The organism is Neptuniibacter sp. SY11_33, from assembly GCF_047778025.1.
Taxonomy (GTDB): domain Bacteria; phylum Pseudomonadota; class Gammaproteobacteria; order Pseudomonadales; family Balneatricaceae; genus Neptuniibacter.
Map to the genome: position 1 here is coordinate 1,603,045 of NZ_CP180543.1, position 21,051 is coordinate 1,624,095.

At 41.9% G+C, this 21,051-nt stretch carries 18 protein-coding genes; 16 read left to right on the forward strand and 2 right to left on the reverse strand.

Annotation, left to right across the window (positions count from 1 at the left end):
• Positions 1–6: 6 nt before the first annotated feature.
• Positions 7–1,725: a protein adenylyltransferase SelO gene (locus ACMXYV_RS07575; protein ID WP_415891172.1), complete on the reverse strand. Its 1,719-nt coding sequence runs from the start codon at positions 1,723–1,725 to the stop codon at positions 7–9.
• A 472-nt stretch (positions 1,726–2,197) separates the two neighbouring features.
• On the opposite strand from ACMXYV_RS07575, the gene ACMXYV_RS07580 reads away from it, so the two are divergent.
• From ACMXYV_RS07580 to ACMXYV_RS07630, 11 genes are all read left to right on the forward strand, one after another.
• Entirely contained in the window at positions 2,198–4,723 is a 2,526-nt protein-coding gene (locus tag ACMXYV_RS07580; protein ID WP_415891173.1) for a diguanylate cyclase domain-containing protein, read from the forward strand.
• 447 nt (positions 4,724–5,170) lie between these two features.
• Positions 5,171–7,159 carry a methyl-accepting chemotaxis protein gene (locus ACMXYV_RS07585; protein WP_415891174.1) on the forward strand — a complete coding sequence of 663 codons (1,989 nt, stop codon included), beginning with the start codon at positions 5,171–5,173 and terminating at the stop codon, positions 7,157–7,159.
• 793 nt (positions 7,160–7,952) lie between these two features.
• Positions 7,953–8,339, forward strand: a complete 387-nt coding sequence (locus ACMXYV_RS07590) for a hypothetical protein (protein ID WP_415891175.1) — start codon at positions 7,953–7,955, stop codon at positions 8,337–8,339.
• A 122-nt stretch (positions 8,340–8,461) separates the two neighbouring features.
• Complete coding sequence (locus ACMXYV_RS07595; protein WP_415891176.1) at positions 8,462–8,983, forward strand: hypothetical protein; 522 nt, start codon at positions 8,462–8,464, stop codon at positions 8,981–8,983.
• 73 nt (positions 8,984–9,056) lie between these two features.
• A complete protein-coding gene (locus tag ACMXYV_RS07600; protein WP_415891177.1) occupies positions 9,057–9,512 on the forward strand; it encodes a hypothetical protein in 456 nt (151 codons plus the stop codon).
• Between the two features lie 536 nt (positions 9,513–10,048).
• Positions 10,049–10,378, forward strand: a complete 330-nt coding sequence (locus ACMXYV_RS07605) for a hypothetical protein (protein WP_415891178.1) — start codon at positions 10,049–10,051, stop codon at positions 10,376–10,378.
• 74 nt (positions 10,379–10,452) lie between these two features.
• A complete protein-coding gene (locus ACMXYV_RS07610) occupies positions 10,453–10,896 on the forward strand; it encodes a hypothetical protein (RefSeq protein WP_415891179.1) in 444 nt (147 codons plus the stop codon).
• Between the two features lie 439 nt (positions 10,897–11,335).
• The gene (locus ACMXYV_RS07615) at positions 11,336–11,716 is read left to right on the forward strand and encodes a hypothetical protein (RefSeq protein ID WP_415891180.1); all 381 of its coding nucleotides are present in this window, start codon (positions 11,336–11,338) and stop codon (positions 11,714–11,716) included.
• Between the two features lie 102 nt (positions 11,717–11,818).
• Entirely contained in the window at positions 11,819–12,181 is a 363-nt protein-coding gene (locus ACMXYV_RS07620) for a hypothetical protein (RefSeq protein ID WP_415891181.1), read from the forward strand.
• Positions 12,182–12,841: 660 nt separating this feature from the next.
• Positions 12,842–13,585 (forward strand): hypothetical protein, encoded by a 744-nt coding sequence (locus tag ACMXYV_RS07625; protein WP_415891182.1) that lies wholly within the window; start codon positions 12,842–12,844, stop codon positions 13,583–13,585.
• 50 nt (positions 13,586–13,635) lie between these two features.
• Positions 13,636–14,253: a hypothetical protein gene (locus ACMXYV_RS07630; RefSeq protein WP_415891183.1), complete on the forward strand. Its 618-nt coding sequence runs from the start codon at positions 13,636–13,638 to the stop codon at positions 14,251–14,253.
• 332 nt (positions 14,254–14,585) lie between these two features.
• Here ACMXYV_RS07630 and ACMXYV_RS07635 read toward each other — a convergent pair whose 3' ends face one another.
• A complete protein-coding gene (locus tag ACMXYV_RS07635; protein WP_415891184.1) occupies positions 14,586–15,269 on the reverse strand; it encodes a winged helix-turn-helix transcriptional regulator in 684 nt (227 codons plus the stop codon).
• Positions 15,270–15,414: 145 nt separating this feature from the next.
• On the opposite strand from ACMXYV_RS07635, the gene ACMXYV_RS07640 reads away from it, so the two are divergent.
• The 5 genes from ACMXYV_RS07640 to ACMXYV_RS07660 all read left to right on the forward strand — a co-directional run bounded on the left by ACMXYV_RS07640 (position 15,415) and on the right by ACMXYV_RS07660 (position 21,021).
• On the forward strand, positions 15,415–15,699 hold the full coding sequence (locus tag ACMXYV_RS07640; protein ID WP_415891185.1) for a nickel-binding protein: 285 nt from the start codon (positions 15,415–15,417) through the stop codon (positions 15,697–15,699).
• A 151-nt stretch (positions 15,700–15,850) separates the two neighbouring features.
• Positions 15,851–18,001, forward strand: coding sequence for a 4Fe-4S binding protein (locus tag ACMXYV_RS07645; protein ID WP_415891186.1), 2,151 nt, complete (start codon positions 15,851–15,853; stop codon positions 17,999–18,001).
• A gap of 457 nt (positions 18,002–18,458) precedes the next feature.
• Positions 18,459–19,625, forward strand: coding sequence for an RNA ligase RtcB family protein (locus ACMXYV_RS07650; protein WP_415891187.1), 1,167 nt, complete (start codon positions 18,459–18,461; stop codon positions 19,623–19,625).
• Positions 19,622–20,248: a peptide chain release factor H gene (prfH, locus tag ACMXYV_RS07655; RefSeq protein WP_415891188.1), complete on the forward strand. Its 627-nt coding sequence runs from the start codon at positions 19,622–19,624 to the stop codon at positions 20,246–20,248. Before ACMXYV_RS07650 ends, prfH begins: the two co-directional genes overlap by 4 nt.
• Before the next feature lie 119 nt (positions 20,249–20,367).
• A complete protein-coding gene (locus ACMXYV_RS07660) occupies positions 20,368–21,021 on the forward strand; it encodes a DUF6928 family protein (protein WP_415891189.1) in 654 nt (217 codons plus the stop codon).
• Positions 21,022–21,051 lie beyond the last annotated feature (30 nt).

Consider the following 21,051-nt stretch of genomic DNA (forward strand, 5'->3'; position numbering starts at 1 on the left):
ATCTAATTACGACGAACAGCTGTAGTGGGATAAGCCACCTAGATTACTTAGTTCTGTTGGTCTTAATCTATAGAATTTATCTTCCACTTCTTTTGATTGTTCAGCATAAGGCTGAGTCATCACTTTCTGAAGCTCTCTGATCCGCTCGTAATTACCTTCCGCAGCTTGTTGATAGGCAGGCTGTACAAACCACTCGCGCAGAGTGTATTTAGGGTTGACCAGTTTCATCTGCTGAACACACTCTTCTGTTGAACGATATAGAGAGGTATTAGCCAGATCCAAAGTGGTGTTCCATTGTTTGAGCCAATCTTCCCAACGTTCACTGAGTTTGCTAGATGGCGTTTGGTAAAAGCTATTGGTTAAAGGCTCAATACTCTCTGGCAGGTTGGATAGTTCGCGGAAGAAGCGCGTGTAATCGGCTTGTGTTTGGGTCATTAGGGCTAATAGCTCTTTTACTAGTTCTGGCTCAAATTTATCGAGCCCTAGTTTTGCGGCCCACATTGCTTCCATTTTATTGCTCATGGCCTCTGCAAAACCGTTTCTGATTTCACTGAGCTGTTCTATCCCTTCAGGAGCAGTTTGGAATAGGGGAGCTAAGGCTACGCAGAACATATGGAAGTTCTGTTCGGCGGCTAAAGGCTGATTTAGGAAAGAGAAGTGATGCCCACCACCGGTCCAAGGTTGGAATTGCGGATCAAACTCATCCATAAGGCCGTAAGGACCATAATCTAAGGTAAAACCACCCGCAGCACAGTTATCGCTATTAAAGTTGCCTTGGCAGTAGCCAACTCGAATCCAGTTACTGACAAGCGAGGTGAGTCTGTCGCGGAAAGCTTGTGCAAGTACGAGTACTTTCTCTGGAAGTGAGAGGTCTCCGTTAACGACATCGCTATATTCACGGTCGATCAAGTGCAGAACCAACATCTCGAGTTCTTCGAGAGCTTTTGGATGTTCTTGTTTGCGAGCGCGACGACCAAAAAGTTCCAATTGACCGACACGAATAAACGATGGTGCTACACGTGTGGTGATCGCAACCGGGTTATAGACCATGATATCGGGATCTTGAGTGCGTGACCCTTCGGAATACCAAGGACGTCTGACTGTTTCGGATTTTGAAACATAAAGACTCAATGATCTTGATGTCGGCACGCCGAGGGCATGCATATGTTCTTGCGCTAGAAACTCACGCACACTTGATCGTAAAACTGCACGGCCATCTGCTCCGCGGCAATATGGAGTTTGACCGCCGCCCTTAAGCTGCATCTCCCAACGTTTCTTGTTGAAGATGCCTTCTAAAACTGAGACTGCTCGTCCATCACCATATCCGTTACCTGTGCCAAAAGGGCATTGTTGATAGTACTCATTTCCGTAGATTGAAAGGGCATAACCGCAGGCCCAACCCTGCTGACGTAAAGGTTCAGGCACTTGAGAAAGGTCGCCAGAGAACATCTTTTTGAAACCATTCGATAGCGCTAAAGCGTCATTAAAACCTAATTCTTGAAAGAGCGTGTGGCTATGTGCGATGTACTCAGGCTCACTGATTGGAGTTGGGTTAACTAGTACATAATGACCTGAGAAGATCTCTCTGGGGAAATGATCGATACCGTTTTCTGTTGCCTCTGGATCAGAATTTAGAGTTTTTAATAGCGAGTAATCGGCTAGAGCTGCAAGACCGTCGAGCGAGTCGATAGTTTGTTCATTATTTGTAGCAGTTGGGTCGATCATTGTAGCTCCATCAATAGGCATAAACGCTGGCTGGTGTAGTTTCAGATATCCTCTTACGTTTGGAAAGAGGCTAAAGATCTTTTATTGCATGCTATACATTCAGAGCGGTTTGAAATTTTAGTTTCTTAATCCTGTTTAAGTCATCAAATCTGGCGTTGATTCGATTCATATGCTTTTAAAGATCCAAATTCAGATCTGATCCGTAGCAAGTTTTGGCTTGCTACATTATTTTTGAATTTTTGTTTAAAAAATGAACATTTGCCGCCTTTATGACTGTTTTTTTAGGCCCTAAGTTCATACTGAACCCCGTAGAAATAAGCGGTTTAGCGTCTATAGTAAATCTATACCCCATTGTTTGATTACATAGTGTGAGAAGTGAGGGGGCTAAGTAAGCATTTGGGAACTCTACTCGGTTGCTAAAATGGTCTTTAAAAGAGAATCGCGAAAGCACTTCTGGTCCATAATTATAATAATGATGTTAGTCGGAGCGATATCTTCTATTGCTTCTATTGGTATCTTGTACAAATCAGCGGTTGAGGCTGAGAAGTCTCGTCTTGTCTCTCTTGTCTCCAGTAAAGCCCGTCTCATCAATGCAATAGCAGTGTTTGATTCCCAATATAGTCGTGTAGACCACCCTGGCGGAGCAGTAGGAGCAACCCTTAGCCAAGTTCGAAGTTCTTTTGAATTGAAAAATGGGTTTGGAGAAACGGGCGAGTTTGTTGTTGGCAGATTAAACGGAGGAAACATCGAGTTTTTAATGAGCTCGCGCCAACTTAATCAACCTCCTAAGCCGATATCCATTAATGATAGTGCTGCAGAACCTATGCGGCGAGCACTTAATGATCAGTCTGGAACCATAATAGATCTGGATTACGAATCTAAAAAAGTGTTAGCCGCTTATCAGCCTATACCAGTATTGGGTATAGGTATCGTCGCTAAAATTGATATGACTGAGGTTCAGGAGCCTTTTGTTGATGCGAGTATCAATGCCGCATTGATAGCTCTTTTTATCATCGTGCTGGGAACTTTGTTAATTAGTCAGATAGAAGAGGAAGATCATTCTTCCCAGGAAACTTTCGCCCTCAGGTCCGGAACAAGCACCAAAGAATGGTTAATCTATCGTTCTTTACTACTGGCTGCAGTGGCATTTGCAGTAATGATTAGTTCCTTAGGTTTGCTCTATCAATATGCAAGGGACACTGAGCGAGCAAGCCTCTTAGATATGGTGGAAACTCAGGCTAGTTTGATCAATTCCGTGGCTGACTTTGATGCTAAATATAACGATGAAGATTTTCCCGGTGGTGCCATCGAGGCAACGTTAAAGCAAGTAAGTACCGCTCTTCAAGAATCTCCAGGCTTTGGTGAAAGTGGGGAGTATCTTCTGGGGAGCTTTGACGAGTATCAAATAACCTACCTCACGCAACCTAGGAATTCGGATGGTCCCATAGCTAATTTCCATGTTGCTGAGCCTCGGTCAAACGCAATCAAGCAAGCTTTAGCAGGTAGAACAGGGATGACACCTGATATTGATTATCGGGGCTCTAGTGTATTAGCTGCGTATACACCTATCCCAAAGCTAGAGGCTGGATTGGTTGCAAAAATTGATGTTAAGGAGATGAGAGGACCATTTATTCTAGCTGCATCGCAAGCGGGTGCAGTGTCTGTCGTAGCAATAGGCTTTGCTTCATTATTCTTATGGCATCTCTCTTTATCCTATAAAAATAGACAAACGGTTGAAACCGATCGCCTGATTAGTCGGGGATTATCAATGACTGAAGAGAGTAAGGTCTCTTTGGTTCTTGTTCTATTTACTTTGTCTTTGGGTGTTGCTTTATTCAGCCTTGATCTCCTTTTACCACTTGGTGTGGCGTGTGGGTTGCCCTATATATTTTTTGTGCTGACCGGCAAGCTCTTCCCTCGGCGTGAGTACACGCTTGGTTTAGCTATCATTGCGACTGCCTTGGTATATGTTGGTTACCATTTCTCCCCAGAAGGTGGGCAAGATTGGGTGGTGATTACTAATAGGATGTTGGCGGTGGTTGCGATTTGGTTAACCGCTTTAACCGTTAGTCTTTCTCAGGCGCAAAACAGAGCGCAAAAGATACAAGCGTCTGAATTACGCAAATTGTCATTAGCTGTGGAGCATAGTCCAGCGTCAGTCATTATTACTGATCCAAATGGGATGATTCAGTATGTGAATGAAAAATACACTGAGCTGACAGGGTACAGTCGAGAAGAATCCGTTGGTCACAAAAGTAATATGACAAAATCGGGAAACACTCCGATTAAGCAATACAGGGAGCTTTGGGAAACATTACAGAACGGGCAGGAGTGGCAGGGTGAGTTTCAAAATAAGAAAAAGTCAGGCGAACTCTATTGGGAACGTGCTTCAATCCACCCAATCACATCAGCCTCAGGCAAGATAGTTAATTATGTAGCTCTGCAAGAAGATATTACTGAGCGTAAAGAAAACGAACGTAAGCTTAAATATCATGCTACCCATGATACGCTGACCGGTTTGCCTACACGCAGCTTATGCATGGATCGTTTGAGTAAGGTGCTTGATTTAGCTAAGCGTAATAATCAGCAAGCAGCAGTGTTGTTTATCGATCTGGATGGCTTTAAAGAGGTAAATGATAACTTTGGCCATGATGTGGGCGATAAAGTATTGATTGAGACCGCACAAAGGCTTAAAAGTAGTGTGAGAGAGTCAGACACTGTCGCACGAATAGGTGGTGATGAATTTATTATTTTGCTCAGTGAAATTCATCAGCCTAATGATGCTAGTTTGGTTGCTAAGACTGTCTTAGATCGTATTAAAAATAGTTACTTGTACGATAGGAAGGAAGAGATCCATATAGGTGTCAGTATAGGCATTTCTCTTTACCCAGATAATGCCCTTGATCCAGAAAAGTTAATACAATTCGCTGATAAGGCAATGTATTGCGTAAAAACAAAAGGTAAAAATAACTTTTCCTTTGCTGATAAGGCTTCTTAAAATATTTTTGAATCTTTTTTTGCTAAATAAGTAATCTTTTATTCAATAATGTTTATGTTTAATTACAGTGCGTTTAAATATTTATTTCATTTGTTCTACTAATTTAGATAGATCTAAATCTAACCTCTGCCTTATTTTCTATAACAATGTGTAGTAATTGGCTACTACAACCCTAATTTGTGTATGGTAAATAGTACTGTTTTTTATGTTCTTTAGTAGTGTGTTAAACACTTGTATGAAATTTATGGTGCACCAAAATAATGCAGGGATAATTCCCAATCTTCTTTTAAAATATATATAAAAACCATTAATTAATTTATTTTAGAAAATATTAATAAAATATTTTTGGTGTTATTAAATAGATAGCTCTCTGTAGGTTTTGATTAAAAATTATGGCAGCCTGCGGGTCCTGCTTTTAGGGTCTTTAATCAAAATGGAGTTTTTAAAATGACGCTATCTCGCAAGCTCACCATCATTTTCTTAGCGATTGGCATTGTGCCAATGTTAATTTTGGGGGCTTTTCTTACCTATACCAGTAGCAGCAGCTTAAGTGATCAAGCACTTAATAAGCTTGAAGCGGTACGCAGCATTAAGCAAAATCAAATTGAGTCGTACTTTGCGGAGCGTGAAGGTGATGTGATGATGCTCTCTGAGATGATCAACTCCATGACTTCAGCAGGCCATACGCTAAATAGCATTGAACAGATGCTGGGGGTAGAAGGGGGCGATGGTAGCTTCTTTGCCAAGTATATAAATGCTTACGGTTATTATGACCTATTCCTCATCAATCCTGCCGGCACTGTCTTTTATACAGTGACACGCGAAGCAGATTACGGCACAAACCTATTGTCAGGTCCTTATCGAGATTCTGGTCTGGCCAAAGCGTTTCGCAATGCCCGTGATGAGAACAAATTTGTATTAGAAGATTTTGCCCCTTACGCACTTAGTGCGAATGCTCCGGCCAGTTTTATTGCCTACCCAATCCAACAGAACGGTCAGTTTGCTGGTGTTGTAGCGCTTCAGCTTTCGATCGAAAAGATCGGTGCAATTATGCAAGAGCGCGATGGTATGGGGGAAACGGGTGAATCTTATCTGGTTGGCTCTGATAAGCGCATGCGTTCGGATTCATTTTTAGACCCGGAAGGTCACTCTGTAATCGCCTCTTTTGCCGGAACGGTCTCGAAAAATGGTATCGATTCAGTATCCGTTCGTGAAGCGCTAAATAAGAACGAAGGTGTAACTGAGCTGATTGACTACAATGGTAATCCTGTCTTGTCGGCCTATACATCGGTGAAGGTAGGTGATCTTACTTGGGCGCTTATCTCAGAAATTGACGTAGCCGAAGCACTTGAATCTGTATCTGGTTTAAAGATGACAGTGCTAGCCACTGTTTTGATTTCTGTAATAATCGTCATGGCTGTGGCATATCTGTTTGCGCGATCAATTACACGCCCTTTAGGCGGTGAACCGCATGAAATGAAGCAGGTAGCGGACACCATTGCATCTGGTGATTTAACCTTAGCGATCGATACCAATCAGAAACAGGGTAGTGCTTATAGCTCCATGGCTATAATGGCCGATAATCTGCGTAAAATGGTTGCTGACATGATCAGTATCAGCGAGCAGATGGCGCGTAGTAGTGAAGAAACATCCGTTATTACTACGCAAACCCATACCAATACCGAGTTGCAACAAAACGAGTTAACCAAGATCTCTGCGGCGATGGTGCAGATGGTCGCGACTGTGCAAGAGGTCGCTTCGAACGCTCAGAATGTCTCCGATGCCACATCTAATGCATCTCGAGAGGTAGTTGCCGCTCAAAAAGGGGTAGAGCAAACCATGAAGTCGGTAGCGGAGCTTTCCCATGAGGTGGATCAGTCCAATCAAGCGATCCTGAATCTAGAAGAGTACAGCGCCCAGATCGACTCTATTTTGGCTGTCATAGTAAGCATTGCTGAACAGACCAACCTATTAGCACTAAATGCTGCGATAGAAGCGGCGAGGGCTGGTGATCATGGTCGGGGCTTTGCTGTAGTTGCTGATGAAGTTCGTTCCCTTGCTCAAAGAACACAAGATTCAACACGCGATATCGAATCGATCATTACCCAGCTAAAAGACGGTACGCGCCGAGCAAGTGAATCTATGAATGTGAGCATCAAGAAAACTCAGCTTTCACTTCAAAGCACTAAAGAGATGAATGATGTGATTATCTCTATAGGTGCCGGTGCAGAGCGTATTAGTGAGATGATGCTGCAAATTGCTAGTGCTACAGAAGAGCAATCTTGCGTGGCTGATGAGATCGGCGAGAACGTAAACTACATTCATCAGTTAGCGATTGAGAATGCCACAGGTGTTGGTGAAACCGCACAAGCGACACAGCACTTATCGCAGTCTGCGGGTAATCTGCATCAGTTGATAGCACAGTTTAAAACTTAACTGTCTAGGAGGGCTGAGAACATAGCCCATCCATTGATTGATAGCTTTCTAAATTTCAGGCTTTAAAAATAGTCCGCTTTATACCCAAAGCGGACTATTTTTGTAAGTAAAAAGGCTGGTTTCCCATACAGTATATTTATTACTTGGCAAAATAAGTGACCGAATCTGATAGATTTCTCGGCCCAGATTGCTTGTTTTGCAACCAAGATTAAGTTAAAAAAGTAAGTAAATCAGACAGATGGAAGTCTAGCTGGGGTAGATACACGGACCCCCGTATATCAATTGATATAGCGCATGCGCGGTTTGTCACGGAAGAATCTTTAGCATTTCAGAATTTATCCTTCCTTTTCAAATTCTTACATCTGTTATTAAACAAACACGGTTAGGGTAGATATACGGACCCCCGTATATACAAATGTTAACTGTACTCAATGAATACTTGTACCGATATTGAACTGATAATTTTAATTACCTTTGCCATATCCCTTATAGCAGGGAACTTGGCATCTTCTCGTATGCAAAAGTTTGCGAAACTAGATGGCTATGATGGGCCACAATGGAAGCTCTTATTGGGAGATGTCTCACTACCTAACTCAGTGTTATCAGACAAAGGGAAGTTTTGGCGAAAGGTCTCAATTACATTATTCATTTGCCTAGTAATTTCAGCTCTTACTATTGGTATTTTAAATACAGAGGGAAGCCAATGCTTTGGCCTCAACAGTTAACAAGTAGCTCAAGTAAGGACGCGCTTTGCGCGCCACTTAGCTGAGCGTTAAACGTAAGTCAGGTTCGGATGTATATTCGCTTTGTAGTTGCAGAAATTGATGAAGATTCCGGCAGAGAAATGGGGATTTTCACTGCTGGAGGCATTCTGCACGAAGACGGTGAGCTTTATGACTATGAGATTAGGCATAGAAAAGAGATCTTAAGTTGGTTCTCCTCCAATCTGAATGTCCCAGATGTTCAGGCATCGGAAAGCAACTATTACTCTAAACCGGGAGCGATAAGCTGGTTTAAATCATCAGCTACAATCCATATTTCTAAAATGCGAGAATATGTACAAATTTTGGAATCTCACGATGTAGCGGTTAAGCAGCTTGTTACTGAGCGCCCCGGCAATGTTGTATATGAAGATGATTTTCAGGTAGCGGCAATACCGTTTAAAGACACATTCCTGTAAATCGTTTAACAAACCACTGTAGCCGACAGCACACACTCCGCTTGTTTGTTGTGTTGTCGCTACGCTAACACAACAAACAAGCTCCTTGTGGCTGCGGCTAAGTGGGGCGTTAGGCATCAAGTATGGATAAAGTTCAGTGTTCAAACTGTGAATCATTAATCCTGCCTTCAACGGCAGAGCGTAATAGTGGGCAATGTGCACCGTGTTATAAAGCTTCGCATGTCGAACCCAAAATCCCACCTAATAACAGTGCTTATTATCCTGCTGGATTGTTATTCCTAGGTTCAGCGCTAGCAACAGGTATACTTTTAATCCTCTTAGGTTTTGGGTCGGCAAGCATAGTAAGTATTGTTGTAGATGGCGCAATTGGGTTTCACCTTTTATCGAGAAGAGAAGGGGCTCGTTATTATGCTATAGCAAAAGCTACCCTTAGTGTGTTTGGGGCAGTCTTCATCCATTCATTGTCAAATCCTGAGATAACTGAGCTTGTTTATGTCGGCCTCATTCAAAGCTTTATGGCGATCTCAGTTTTGTGCTTTCTAGCAGGTAGAACTACTGTTTTTCGGATGATATCTGGTTATATATTTGGCTCTAGTTATTTATTAATCGTTGGTGGTGCTGTATGGATTACATTAAATGCCTAACAAAAAACAGCAGCCGATCGTCGCTGCGCTCCTCCAGCTGTGTTAAGCGTTACAAGGCATCAGATAGTTCATTATGAGACGAGAAGCAGTAGTAGAAGATATTGAACTTAACCCCCTCGGTGAAATACGGATGGGGTGCGATGCTTATGGTGTGGTTATAAAAACAAATTTTGGTGTATTTGATATATTCAGGGATACACCAGTTCTAATTGGCAGTACAGATCATTCAAAATGCATAACCCAGTCTAAATGCAAGCGCTACCTTTTAATGAATGGCAGCTTTGGAACTTACATTCTCGACATTAAAGACCAATCCATAAGTATTTATAAAACTACAATTCGTGGTGCAACCAACGAATGGTGCGAGGAACAAGCTATTTTTGGTAAAGATAAATCTCATATAAAGGGGTTCTCACAGCACTATTACCTTCAGTTTCCTTTTGTAAGGCAGGCACAGTTCAATGAAGTGCTAGCTAAGTACGAATCGCTTAGGCAAAAGCAAATTGAGGCAGCAGTAAATGCCTTGTAACAAGCACATCAAAAATAGCTCCACTTCGTTGCGCTGGACGTCGCTGACGCTCCGCCTTTTATGTGGGCGTTATGTCTAATTACATGAGACTCATAAATTTTCTAATAATCCTCATATTATTAAGTGGGTGTTCTTCAATATTTGTTGGGGATGGTATGTTCTCCGTAAGCGGATTTACAACAGATTCATGTGAGATTTACATATATTCATCCGGGGATCCCTCTAGCCCTTTATACATACGTAATGTACATGGAGAGTTTTCAGAGGATTTTACGGTACAAGCTACAGATGCTAATTATCGTGCGGTTTTAAATTGTAATGGTCTTGAACAGAAGGTAATAAACATCAATTACCCGGGAGATATGGGAATTGGTGGTATGGTTACATTTAATTAATGTTTCTAGCTATGACATAACAAAGCCATGAAGGAATAGCCGGTAAAGACACACCGGCTAGGACGCCCAACACTCCGTTTGCCTTGTGTTGTCGCTGCGCTCCACTATAACACAAGGCAAACTACGTATTGGCCACCCCTTATGGCGGCGTTATGTGTAAAAAATATGGTCACCTTCTTTAAAATTACTTTTCTATCTGTCGTACTAGCTTTTGCCGGAACAATAGTGCGTGATTTATATGTCCTAGATATACATGTTCCAGTCAAAGATGGCGTAAGAGACTTTTCAGAAAGGGACTGCGGAGAATATGAAATACAAAAGGGCAGTGACTATGTTCGCTACTATTTATCTGTGCCAGCTATTTTTGTGAATGTGCGAGGTAAAGAACTATTAGTGAATTTCGGTCTAGTTTTATTTACTTGCCTTTTAAGTATTTTCATCACAAGGAAGCGTAATAATGGCAACACATAACAAGAACATCAAAAATCGCCCTGCGGGCTTGGACCGTCGCTGCGCGTCGGCCCTTTATGTTGGGCGTTAGCATTATGAAAAAAACACTTATATTACTTTTACTGTGTGCTCTTTCTAATATCACATCCGCTTCGACAGCTGATGAGTTAGTGGGAGACTGGGAATATTACAATTCAGGAATTGGCCGAACTTATTCTTCACTAAAAGTTTCATCAGACTATATTGGAGCATTTACTTGGAAACAGGATATGTTCAATGAGAGTTTCACTTTTAATAAAGAGAATATTGCATTCGCTCAAACACATATCCTTATAGAGCTAATTCCAAGAAAAGATTATGAGTATCACCCTGTTAAATGGGCACTATTGCTGTCAAAAGCTAGTGTTGGCGCTCATTGGAATGCTCTACTCATAAGTAGGCCAGAGAATATGGAGCACAAGGGGTCTATTCCTTTTGTTCTTGAAAAAGTAGATGTGCCTTTTGTTGAATGGGTTAGTAATGAAAATGCTAACAAGTAACAGCAGCCGATCGTCGCTGTGCGCCTCCAGCTGTGTTAGGCGTTATGTGTAATCAACCATGAAGATATTCATTTTTACATTTGTCTGCATAGGTCTTTATATTGGTATGGTTTGGTTGACGACTAAGAATCAAGAGAACCCAAAAGAAGCCATTAGGACTGTGGTTCAAGGCAGTTTAATTAGTGTATGTATTATTTGGACTTCAATTTTTATTAGTATGTTTTGGGCGGTTTTTGTTGCAGTACTGGTATTAGTGGCAGCTATTTATTTGGGGTCACAGCATGGAAATAAAGGTCTGTTAATTAAACATGGAGTGTTTGGGAGCTTATGGCTAACGTTGCCGCTATACATATGGCTACTACCAAACACATAACAAGAAAAGGCATCCGACGCATACTGCGCGGCTGCTTTAGGCGTTATGTGTCAATAAGCTGATGCCATGGATATAAGGTTTAAGTTGCAAAAAGCAGCAACAACAATACGGAAATACCAGTTAGCTTTAAAAGTACTTTGTGCTTCGTGTACGCTAATGTTGATTGCTCCATTCATGATGTTCGGTATAGATCATGTACCTAATATCGATGCAATTCTGCTTCCTTTTTCCGTTTTATGGTTGTGTTTTGGTTTGCTGTATTTTGGCGCGTTCTATGTAGAGATTGAGCCAAAGCCTCATCAATCAGCTTCGTCTTTGGAAAAATTAGCAACATATTGGTCTATTGGCTTTGAGTGGTTCGCGATGTTGGGTTTTATATCGTGGTTTATTTTAGGGTTAACCGCTGTTGGTGCTGGTATTTACCATTCAGCAGGTTTACACACATAACAAATCAATTAAATTGCTTCGCTTTGACGCGCTCTGCGCGCCATTTATTGAGGTGTTATGTGTCTTCAGCAGTCTAGCATTACTCAGCAATAAGGATATTGAATGAATTATTTATACAGAGCTCTCAAGCCCATTGCTGTAGTACTAATGCTGTTAGGTTTTATTGGATTATCGATTTGGCTTCGAGGTTATGCATCACTGTCAGAAGCTTCATTTATGGTACTAGTAACGTTATCCGCAATTTTGAGCGTTCTATTACCTAATCTGAATCAAGTTAAGTCATTTTCGATATCTAAGGGTGAGCTGGTTCTTCAAGAAATGAAAGAGACAGAGGCATCCGTTCAAGAACTAGCTAAGGCAATAGTAGAAGTCCAGGAAGCTGGAAATCACGGCATAATGTTAGAAAGCTATGATAGCGAAGCTCATAATGCTGCAATTATGAACTTACGTAGGTTAACCAAATAAATAGCTGTTACATGAACTAGAGATGTATCCAAGGATGAAGAACTTACTAGTCATTTTTTCTGTTAGCGCTCTGACATCAATCGTTCTAATCATCATCGCTATTTTCTGGAATAGCGGCATGACCATCCCAATGGAACGCCTGAATTATGGCTTAGTTTTTGAAATGTTCACTAGTCCACGCTTTCAAGAATTTCATGTAAAAGCGTTCTTTTGGCTATTTTCAGCAGCTAGCATATCAACTGCATTAACATTGTATCTAATCCACATAACAAGGAGCTCAAGTAATGACGCGCAAAGCGCGCCACTTAGCTGAGCGTTATCGGAAAATACCACGGGTGGTAATGGAAATGATTAGCCGTTTAAAAAATAACAGCAGTCAATTAATCCAGTTGCATAGGGCGCTATAAAGCCAATAATTTTTGGATTTGTCTAAGTCTGCATAACTCGAGTTTTTCTTTAATATGATTACTTCATATAAAGTTACAAAAGAGGGACGAGAAGCGCTAATCCGGCTACTTTATTATAATTATTTGCCTTTTATCTAGTGGTCAATGTATAAAGCTACTAACAGGGAAAGTGGCATCATTTATATGCCCTAAGTGGATACAAATTGCGATCGCTTTCCTTTGTATTTATTTAGACTTCTTACTAGGGAAAGTTATGATAAAAACTCATATTCGTACCATTTTAGTCGCCTTATTCACTGTTGTAATTACTGGTTGTGCCGGTTTGCCCCAGCAGCAAGCGTATAACCATCAAGCCAATTCACATATAAAGCGAATTGCCGTAGTTAAACCTTACGAGCCAGAAGAAGTGCAGGTGTATTATTTTAATCATCCCGGCCTGCAGGGGGGGCTCGTGGGAGCGATAATAGCTGAAACCGAGTTCAGTAATAAAACGACTGAATATAATGCTGTTTTTGCACGGAATGAGTTTAACCCCGTTGATTATTTGGTAGGAAGGTTAGAGGAAGAGCTTAAGGATGGGGATTTTGAAGTTGTTACGATTGATAGCAATGTAAAAGAACCTGGCGTTTTCATGACTAAGTACCCAGATCAGGATGTTGACGCATATCTAGATAGTTATTTTCATAACTACGGCTATTTTGCTGGAAGCCCTGAAGCTGCATATAAACCGACGATTGGCTTGCAGGTACGCTTAGTTGATAAAAAGACAGAATCCCTTCTATATGCGAACCAGCTTATAACCGGCGAAAGTTTTGCCGCTAGAGAAAATTCTAGATATATCGGTCATACAGAAATTTTTTCATTCCCTTATTTTGAAGATTTAATAAGTTCGCCCAATCTTAGTTTCGAAGGTATAAAAGACGCTTTAGACCGTATAGCTGAAAATTTGGCAAGTGAGCTTGCTGGGCGTACTCAAACCGTAGCCGTAAAGAATTAAAGAGCTAGTATTTAATGATCATATTGAGCCGAATGGTTTTGGTTTTGAGCATGCTTTTGTTCGTTCAAGGCTGTAATACTACACCTATAAATTACAATGAGCGTCTATCCCAACTAGCTCCTTGCTGTTCAGAAATTGAGGAAATACCTGTCGAGAAATTGTTGCTTGATGGTAAGGCTCGTAAGTTTCATCTTGGTGATGAATATCAGACAGTTATTAAGGACGATGGCAAACGTGTTTTTGCTTTAAAATTGGAACTTCCTAATTTTTCTGGACCTTACTCTATTAAAATTAAGAGCTTAGCTAGGCATGATATTGCCTTAGTACCTAAGCTTACCTTTATAGATGGTCATAACTCTGTATCTAGAGTTTTCACCAGTAAGGACTTTATCTTTAATCTTTCGGAATATGAGTCAACGATATTCCTTAATGAAGAACAAAAATTGGAACGCTATCTGTTAATCAGTGAAGATCTTTCAGCACGTTTGCAAACGCAACATAGGTTGGGGGTGAATGTGAATACAATATCTACTGGCACTGGCATGACGTTCTCTTATGGCACTGGAGACATAAAGAAAACAATACATAGTGGTCAGGGCGGCGAAATTGAGATTTCGTTAATAGAATATAAGCTGACAACGCTGCAAGACTTACAAAAAAATAACTAGTCGTTATAGGTGCGGGTAAATACATTACCACGCAGCCTAAGGTGGGAATAACAACTTTAAAGGCCTGTTCAAGTGAATTGAATGGGCTTTTTTATATCATAAGCTTTTGGGATTGCTTGTTTAAATGTGGGGCTGGTGGATGTCAAGACTCGGCTAGATACTAGAAGATTTCTCATGATTAAACTTGAGTATCAAAGAACAATGCACGCCCCGTTTTTCACTGACGTGGAAATGTCCACGAAAGAGTGAAGTATCACACAGATTCTAAATCATGTGAGAACGTATCTAGCTATGGCCATGAATGGTAAAGCTACAAGGTCATACAAAATAGCCTAAATCTCATTAGCCGCCGGTATATCTGCAAACATACTATTACTCATCCAGCGGCTGACATTAGCCGTTAACGAGCTAGGGCCGATTAGGTTTAATCGCTGTTGTCTAATCGCGGCTTTATAGCTGATATCACCCATCCAGATCTCAATCATGGTGCGTAGATCGGTATTAAACCAGATATCGACCTCTTTACCTGGGTCTGTTGTACAGACATCTTTATGGTTGCCATCGACCATTACCCACCATTTAGCTAAGTGTTCGCGGTCGCTAAAGTTAAAGCAAATTGTGGTCGCGCCATCAGGGAGTTTATCGGTTTGGATGCTGCGTTCTAGATAAACCATCAGCAATTCAATATCGAGTTCGCTCTCGGAGATCTGGCCACGAGTCCAACGCATGCCCCAGTCTCCAATTTGCTGAATGATTGGTAAAAGCTCTTTGCCTTGTTCGGTTAAAAAGTACTCGTAACCCCGTTGGTTAGGGATCTTTTTACGAATCACAATACCCGCTGCAGTCAGCTCATTTAGACGCTTTGTCAGCATGGTAGGGGAGATAGCAGCCATGCCGCGCTGAAAGTCATTAAAGCGTTTTCCACCCATGAGCAGCTCGCGGACGATAAGAAGCGTCCACTTTTCGCAAAGTAGCTCAGAGGCTTTAGCGATTGGGCAAAATTGCATGTACTGCATAAAAATCTCTACTATTTTTCGTTTTTATTCTTAACTACAGAATTTGTAGTTTGATGCTACGGTTTCGATAGCATTCAAAGAGTGAACTTCAAATTAGTATCAATGCTCTGATTGATTACAAAAACAATAATTGGAGCAATTCACCATGCCTAAGTTCATCATCGAACGTGATATCCCAGAGATCGGGTCTGCCGATGCGGATGCTTTAAAAGCTGCTGCAGCAAAATCTAACGCGGTGCTAGCTGAGATGCAGAGCGAACATAAAGATATCGCTTGGGATTACAGTTACGTCGCTGGCGATAAAACTTTCTGCGTTTATAACTGCTCTAACGCTGAATTAATTGAAGAGCATTCGCAGCGCAGTGGTTTTCCAGCATCCATTGTTACGGAAGTAGAAGCGCAGATAAGCCCAGCAACTGCAAAGTCTTAAACAAAATGAAGTTATTGCAACCGGTGTTACCTTAGCACCGGTTTTTGCGCTGCTGTACTGTACTTAAGACCCCACTGATTAAGTCTTAAATGCAATTATTGCAGCGAGAATATGCAGTTAGCATGTTAAAAAATAAAAAGAATAAGTAGCCATGTATCAGTCCAATATTCGTAGTCTTAGCTATGTTTTCTTATTGACCGTGCTGTTTGTCTGCACGTTTGTCATGAGTCTTTCTTCCAGTGTGTACGCTGGCGTATTAACTAAAGACGACATCGTTAAAGCATTTCCATCTCCTTATATCGTCGGCGATAAAGATGAATCCCTTGCGGTATGGCCGTTGTACCAGCAGATATCTACCGATACGCCGCTGGTGGGCTATGCCTATGAAACAATTGATATGGTTGCCGTACCGGGCTTTGCGGGGGTGCCTTATAACCTCTTAGTGGCTATGGACCCGCTGGGATCATTTATCAGCGTAAAAGTTCTATCTCATCACGAACCTGTATTTCTTGAAGGTTTGGGAGAGAAGCCTCTTTTTGATTTTGCTAAACAGTACTCTGGCATATCGTTGATGCAGAACATCAAGATCGATGCCAGCCCGACGGTCGCTCAGCGTGAGAATAAAGCCAATGCTTATATCGATGGCGTGACTAAGGCGACAGCATCGGTTCGAATTTTAAACCAGACTTTATTATCAGCATCATTAACCGTAGCCCGTGAAAAGCTTGGGTTTGCTAAAGGGCGAGATCCCGATCTGATCGCGCGATTAGATAAAGAGCTTTTTGAGCCGATGAGTTGGGAGCAACTCATCGATGAAGGTCTCATCCAAAAATTCCGTTTTACCAATGATCAAGTAGAGCAACAGTTTAAAGATACGATTGGTGAAGGGTTGGACGAGGAAGGCCTCGAAGCGCCAGAAGAAACCTATATCGAGCTATATATAGCCAACCTAAGTGTGCCATCAGTGGGGCGAAACCTATTATTGCCAGAAGCTTGGGAATATCTAAAAGAAAGCACAGCCGAGAATGACCAGCTTCTCTTAGTTGTTGGTGGCGGTCGATACTCATTTGTGGGTGAGGACTTTGTTCGCGGTAAAGTTCCAGAGCGAATCAGCCTACAGCAAGCAGGTTTACCGGTTGAAATGCGCGATTTTGATTTAAGTGATCTGCTAGATCTGTATGAGCTGGACTACAAAATTAAACTGCCTGAAGCTTTATCTGAACATGAATGGAAGGCATTTCATGTCATCGGTCAGGCAGGTTTAGATCCGGCATTCCCTTATGAATTTCAGCTGCATATCAGCCGTGAAAAGGGATGGTTGTATCCAGAAACAGTTAGTAAAACTTTGGATTTCAAAGCTGAACTAGATGAAGAGTATTACATCGCTGCCGAAACGGATAACAAAACTTGGCATAGTCTTTGGGCTGGACGCACTACAGATATCGCCATCCTCCTTGCTGGCTTATTTGTCCTGACCATTGTATTGGTTCGTTACCAGCTCCTAACAAAAGGCCAGAAGCATCTGCGTTGGTTTAGACCGCTATACCTCGTTTATACCTTGGTGTTTATCGGTTGGTATGCACAAGGTCAGCTGTCGATTGTAAACATTACCGGTGTACTACAGGCGTGGTTAGCAGGACGTAGTTTAGAGTTCTTCCTATACGACCCTATGACTGTGATTATCTGGGCTTATGTGGGCATTACCTTCTTTGTTTGGGGGCGGGGTACTTTCTGCGGTTGGTTGTGTCCATTTGGCGCGCTGCAGGAACTTATCGGTAAGGTTTTAGCCTTCCTTAAAATACCTCAGATGAAAATTTCTGAGAAAACCGATGCGAGATTAAAAGGGGTTAAATATCTGGTTCTATTGTTTATCTTAGGGGTTGCTGTTGTGTCTGTTCCTCTGACGGGCTCCGTGGTAGAGATCGAGCCATTTAAAACCAGTATTACTTTGATCTTTGATCGCTCTTGGCCATTTGTGTTGTGGGCTGTTGTGCTATTGGCATTAAGCTTGTTTGTTTACAAAGGTTACTGCCGCTATATCTGCCCATTGGGTGCTAGCATGGCTGTGCTGGGCAAGCTACGTATCTATAAATGGCTTCCACGCCGAGAGGAGTGTGGTTCACCTTGCCGTTTGTGTACACAGAAGTGTGAATACCAAGCGATTCCGCGCAGCGGCGTGATTGACTACAACGAGTGCTTCCAGTGTTTAGATTGCGTCGTTATTTACGATGATGATAAGCAGTGTGTTCCGCTTGTGTTAGAAAAACGCGGCCGCAAACTGAAAGTTAAGAATGTCGCCTAATAGATAGAGAACCACCACTAACACCATGATTTGTATGGGGTAGTGGTGGTGTAGACCACTACCCTGTTACAAGTTCGCTTGTGGAATCTAAGAGCGATTTCGCTTGTTGTTTGGCTATATCAATATTTAATTCTTGTTTATCTATAGCGCCTAAATCTCAATAATGTTGACTGATCTGGTTTATAACAGAGAGAGTTTTTTGCTAAAAGGTTCGAATAGATGCAGAAAAACATCCAAAATAATTGCTTGCTTTCTAAGGTTTAGCTGATTAATATCCCGCCGCATATTTTTTAACCAACTAACTGTAAAGGAGAAAGATCATGGAACTGATAACTAAACCCTTTGCAGGTCGTGCCTTGTAAGAAGCAGGAAGCTTTTCTTTCCATCTCTCTTTAGCTCGGTCATCTGACCTGCCAATACGATATTCGTTTAAACCTAATAAATAGGTATTGGTACTATGGGCAAATCCGTCCAAAAAATTACTGATTCTGTCAGCCTTATTGCGTCCAAAAATACGTGGATCGAAGGCTTGGCTATAGAACAAATAGTTAAAACATCTGAACTAGAAGGCATGCACCGCGTAGCGGGTATGCCAGATCTGCACCCAGGCCGCGGCTATCCAATTGGTGCAGCTTTCTTTACAACAAACAAGATTTATCCGGCCTTAGTCGGCAATGATATTGGTTGTGGTATGTCTTTATGGCAGAGCACTGCCAAAGTAAGCAAAGTTAATGTCGATAAAGTGGCTAAAAAACTGCGTGATATTGAGTGCCCACTTGATGACAGCTGGGCTGACTTAATTGAGCAGCGAAAAGTGGAGAAAGGGATTCAAACACAAGGGTTTGATTCTTCTTTTGGAACGATCGGTGGGGGCAACCATTTCGCTGAATTCCAAGCGATAGAGACCGTATATTGTGATGAACATTTAGCACGTTTAAATATCGATTCTAAAAAGCTATTGCTTCTAGTCCACTCAGGTTCTCGTGGTTTAGGTCAGTCAATTTTGACTGAACACATTTCTAACTTTAATCATGATGGTCTTAACGAAGATGACAGCTCGTTCAGTGAGTATATTAAGGCCCATGATGACGCTGTGAAGTGGGCTGAATTGAACCGCGAACTTATTGCGCTGCGTTTCTTCGATGCTATCAGGGAGAGTGGTGATTGCTTGCTGGATGTAAATCACAACTTGGTAACTGAAAAGGAAATTGCTGGAAGAAAAGGCTGGTTGCATCGTAAAGGTGCAACCCCGGCAGATCAGGGATATGTGGTCATTCCGGGTTCTCGTGGAGATTATAGTTATCTGGTAACAGCAGCTGATCAGGCCAAGGAAAATCTTGAAAACAGCCTTTATTCTCTTGCACATGGCGCGGGTCGGAAATGGAAGCGGGGTGATTGTCAGGCAAGACTGAGCCATAAATTTAAGAAAGATGACTTACTCAAAACGGCCTTAGGAAGTCGGGTTATCTGTGGCAACAAAGAGTTGCTCTATGATGAAGCGCCGCAAGCCTATAAAAACTGTGAAACAATTATTGATGATCTTGTTGATGCAGGTTTAGTTAAGGTTATTGCAAGGTTGCGTCCTGTACTTACCTTTAAAACCAATGGGGGCTGTGGAGCATGATTTTGTTACAGCTTTCTTCAGGGAAAGGTCCGGCTGAATGCGGTCGGGCTGTTTTTCTGGCTTTCACTCAGATAGAGAAAGAAGCTCAATCTCAGGGAATCACGATCAATCTGCTACAGCAGCTTAATTACAGCGAATCACGGTCTATAAAGTCGATCTTGATGGAAGTGAAATCATCAAACCCAAAAGAAGTTCAAGAGTTTGTTAACCGCTGGAAGGGTGTGATGCTTTGGAATTCCCAGAGTCCGTTTAGGCCCAAACATAAGCGTAAAAATTGGTTTTTTAGCGCTCAGGTTTACGAAATTGATCAACAGAAACTTAATCATCAAATAGAGTTTAATACTTGCCGATCATCTGGAGCGGGTGGGCAACACGTGAATAAAACTGATTCAGCGGTGCAGGCGACACATATCAGTTCGGGCATTTCTGTTCGTGTCGAAAGTGAGCGAAGTCAGCATGCGAATAAAAGATTAGCGATAGCACTCATCTATCAAAGGCTTGATGAGCAACAACAGCAAAATGCTTCTGAACAGCATAAAACTCAGTGGCAACAGCATATGGAATTGCAGCGGGGAAATCCTGATAGAGTATTTAAAGGAGAAAAATTTGTAGCGGATACTTAATACAGTTAGCTTGTGTGGGTAGCTGCCTATGAATCAATGGGTGGCTACCAACTTGAGATCACTGCGTAATTATCACTGGGCTAGGTAAGCCATAATCAGCCTATAAAAGGAAAGAAGAAATGGGTGCTAAAACTTGGATGTTGGTCTATTCCAACGGCGATGCTGCGGAAAACTTAAAAAAGGATCCAGTGCTCAATCAAGCTGAAACCACTGAATTACTTCAAAAGCTATTTCCCAATGAGAACCTTGAGTCGATAGAGGGTGGTGATCTTTCCTACACCAACCCGCCTGATGAGATCATTTTCGCGGGATGCTTTGGTGAGGTTTCGGTGATCGCCGCGGTTGAGTTTGCTGGTGATTATCCATCACGAGTAGATCCACGGTTTATAGACCCGTCATTAGGAGAGAATATATACCTTCATGCGATGCATAGTGTGGTCGATTGGTTTGCTTTTGCTACATGGAAAGAGGGGCAATTGACCCGAGCGCTCAGTTTGTCGCCGGATTCTGGAATACTTGAAGATATAGGCGAGAAGCTTCCATTTGAGCTGGATTATTGGGAAGGTAAGTATCCAGCTCTGGATCCAGAGGAAGAAGATGAATTTGATTATCCATTTGCCTTTCACCCACTAGAGTTAGGTGAGGCTGCTCTTAAAGAGTTTTTTGGTTATCAGCTGGAAGGGTTTATAGATGACAGCCTAATAATGCCAGAAAATATTCCTTTAATGGGCTTTAAACGTAGTGTATCCAAACCTTGGTGGAAAGTTTGGTGAGGTCAAATCTGCTGTCTACAAAAGGAGTAG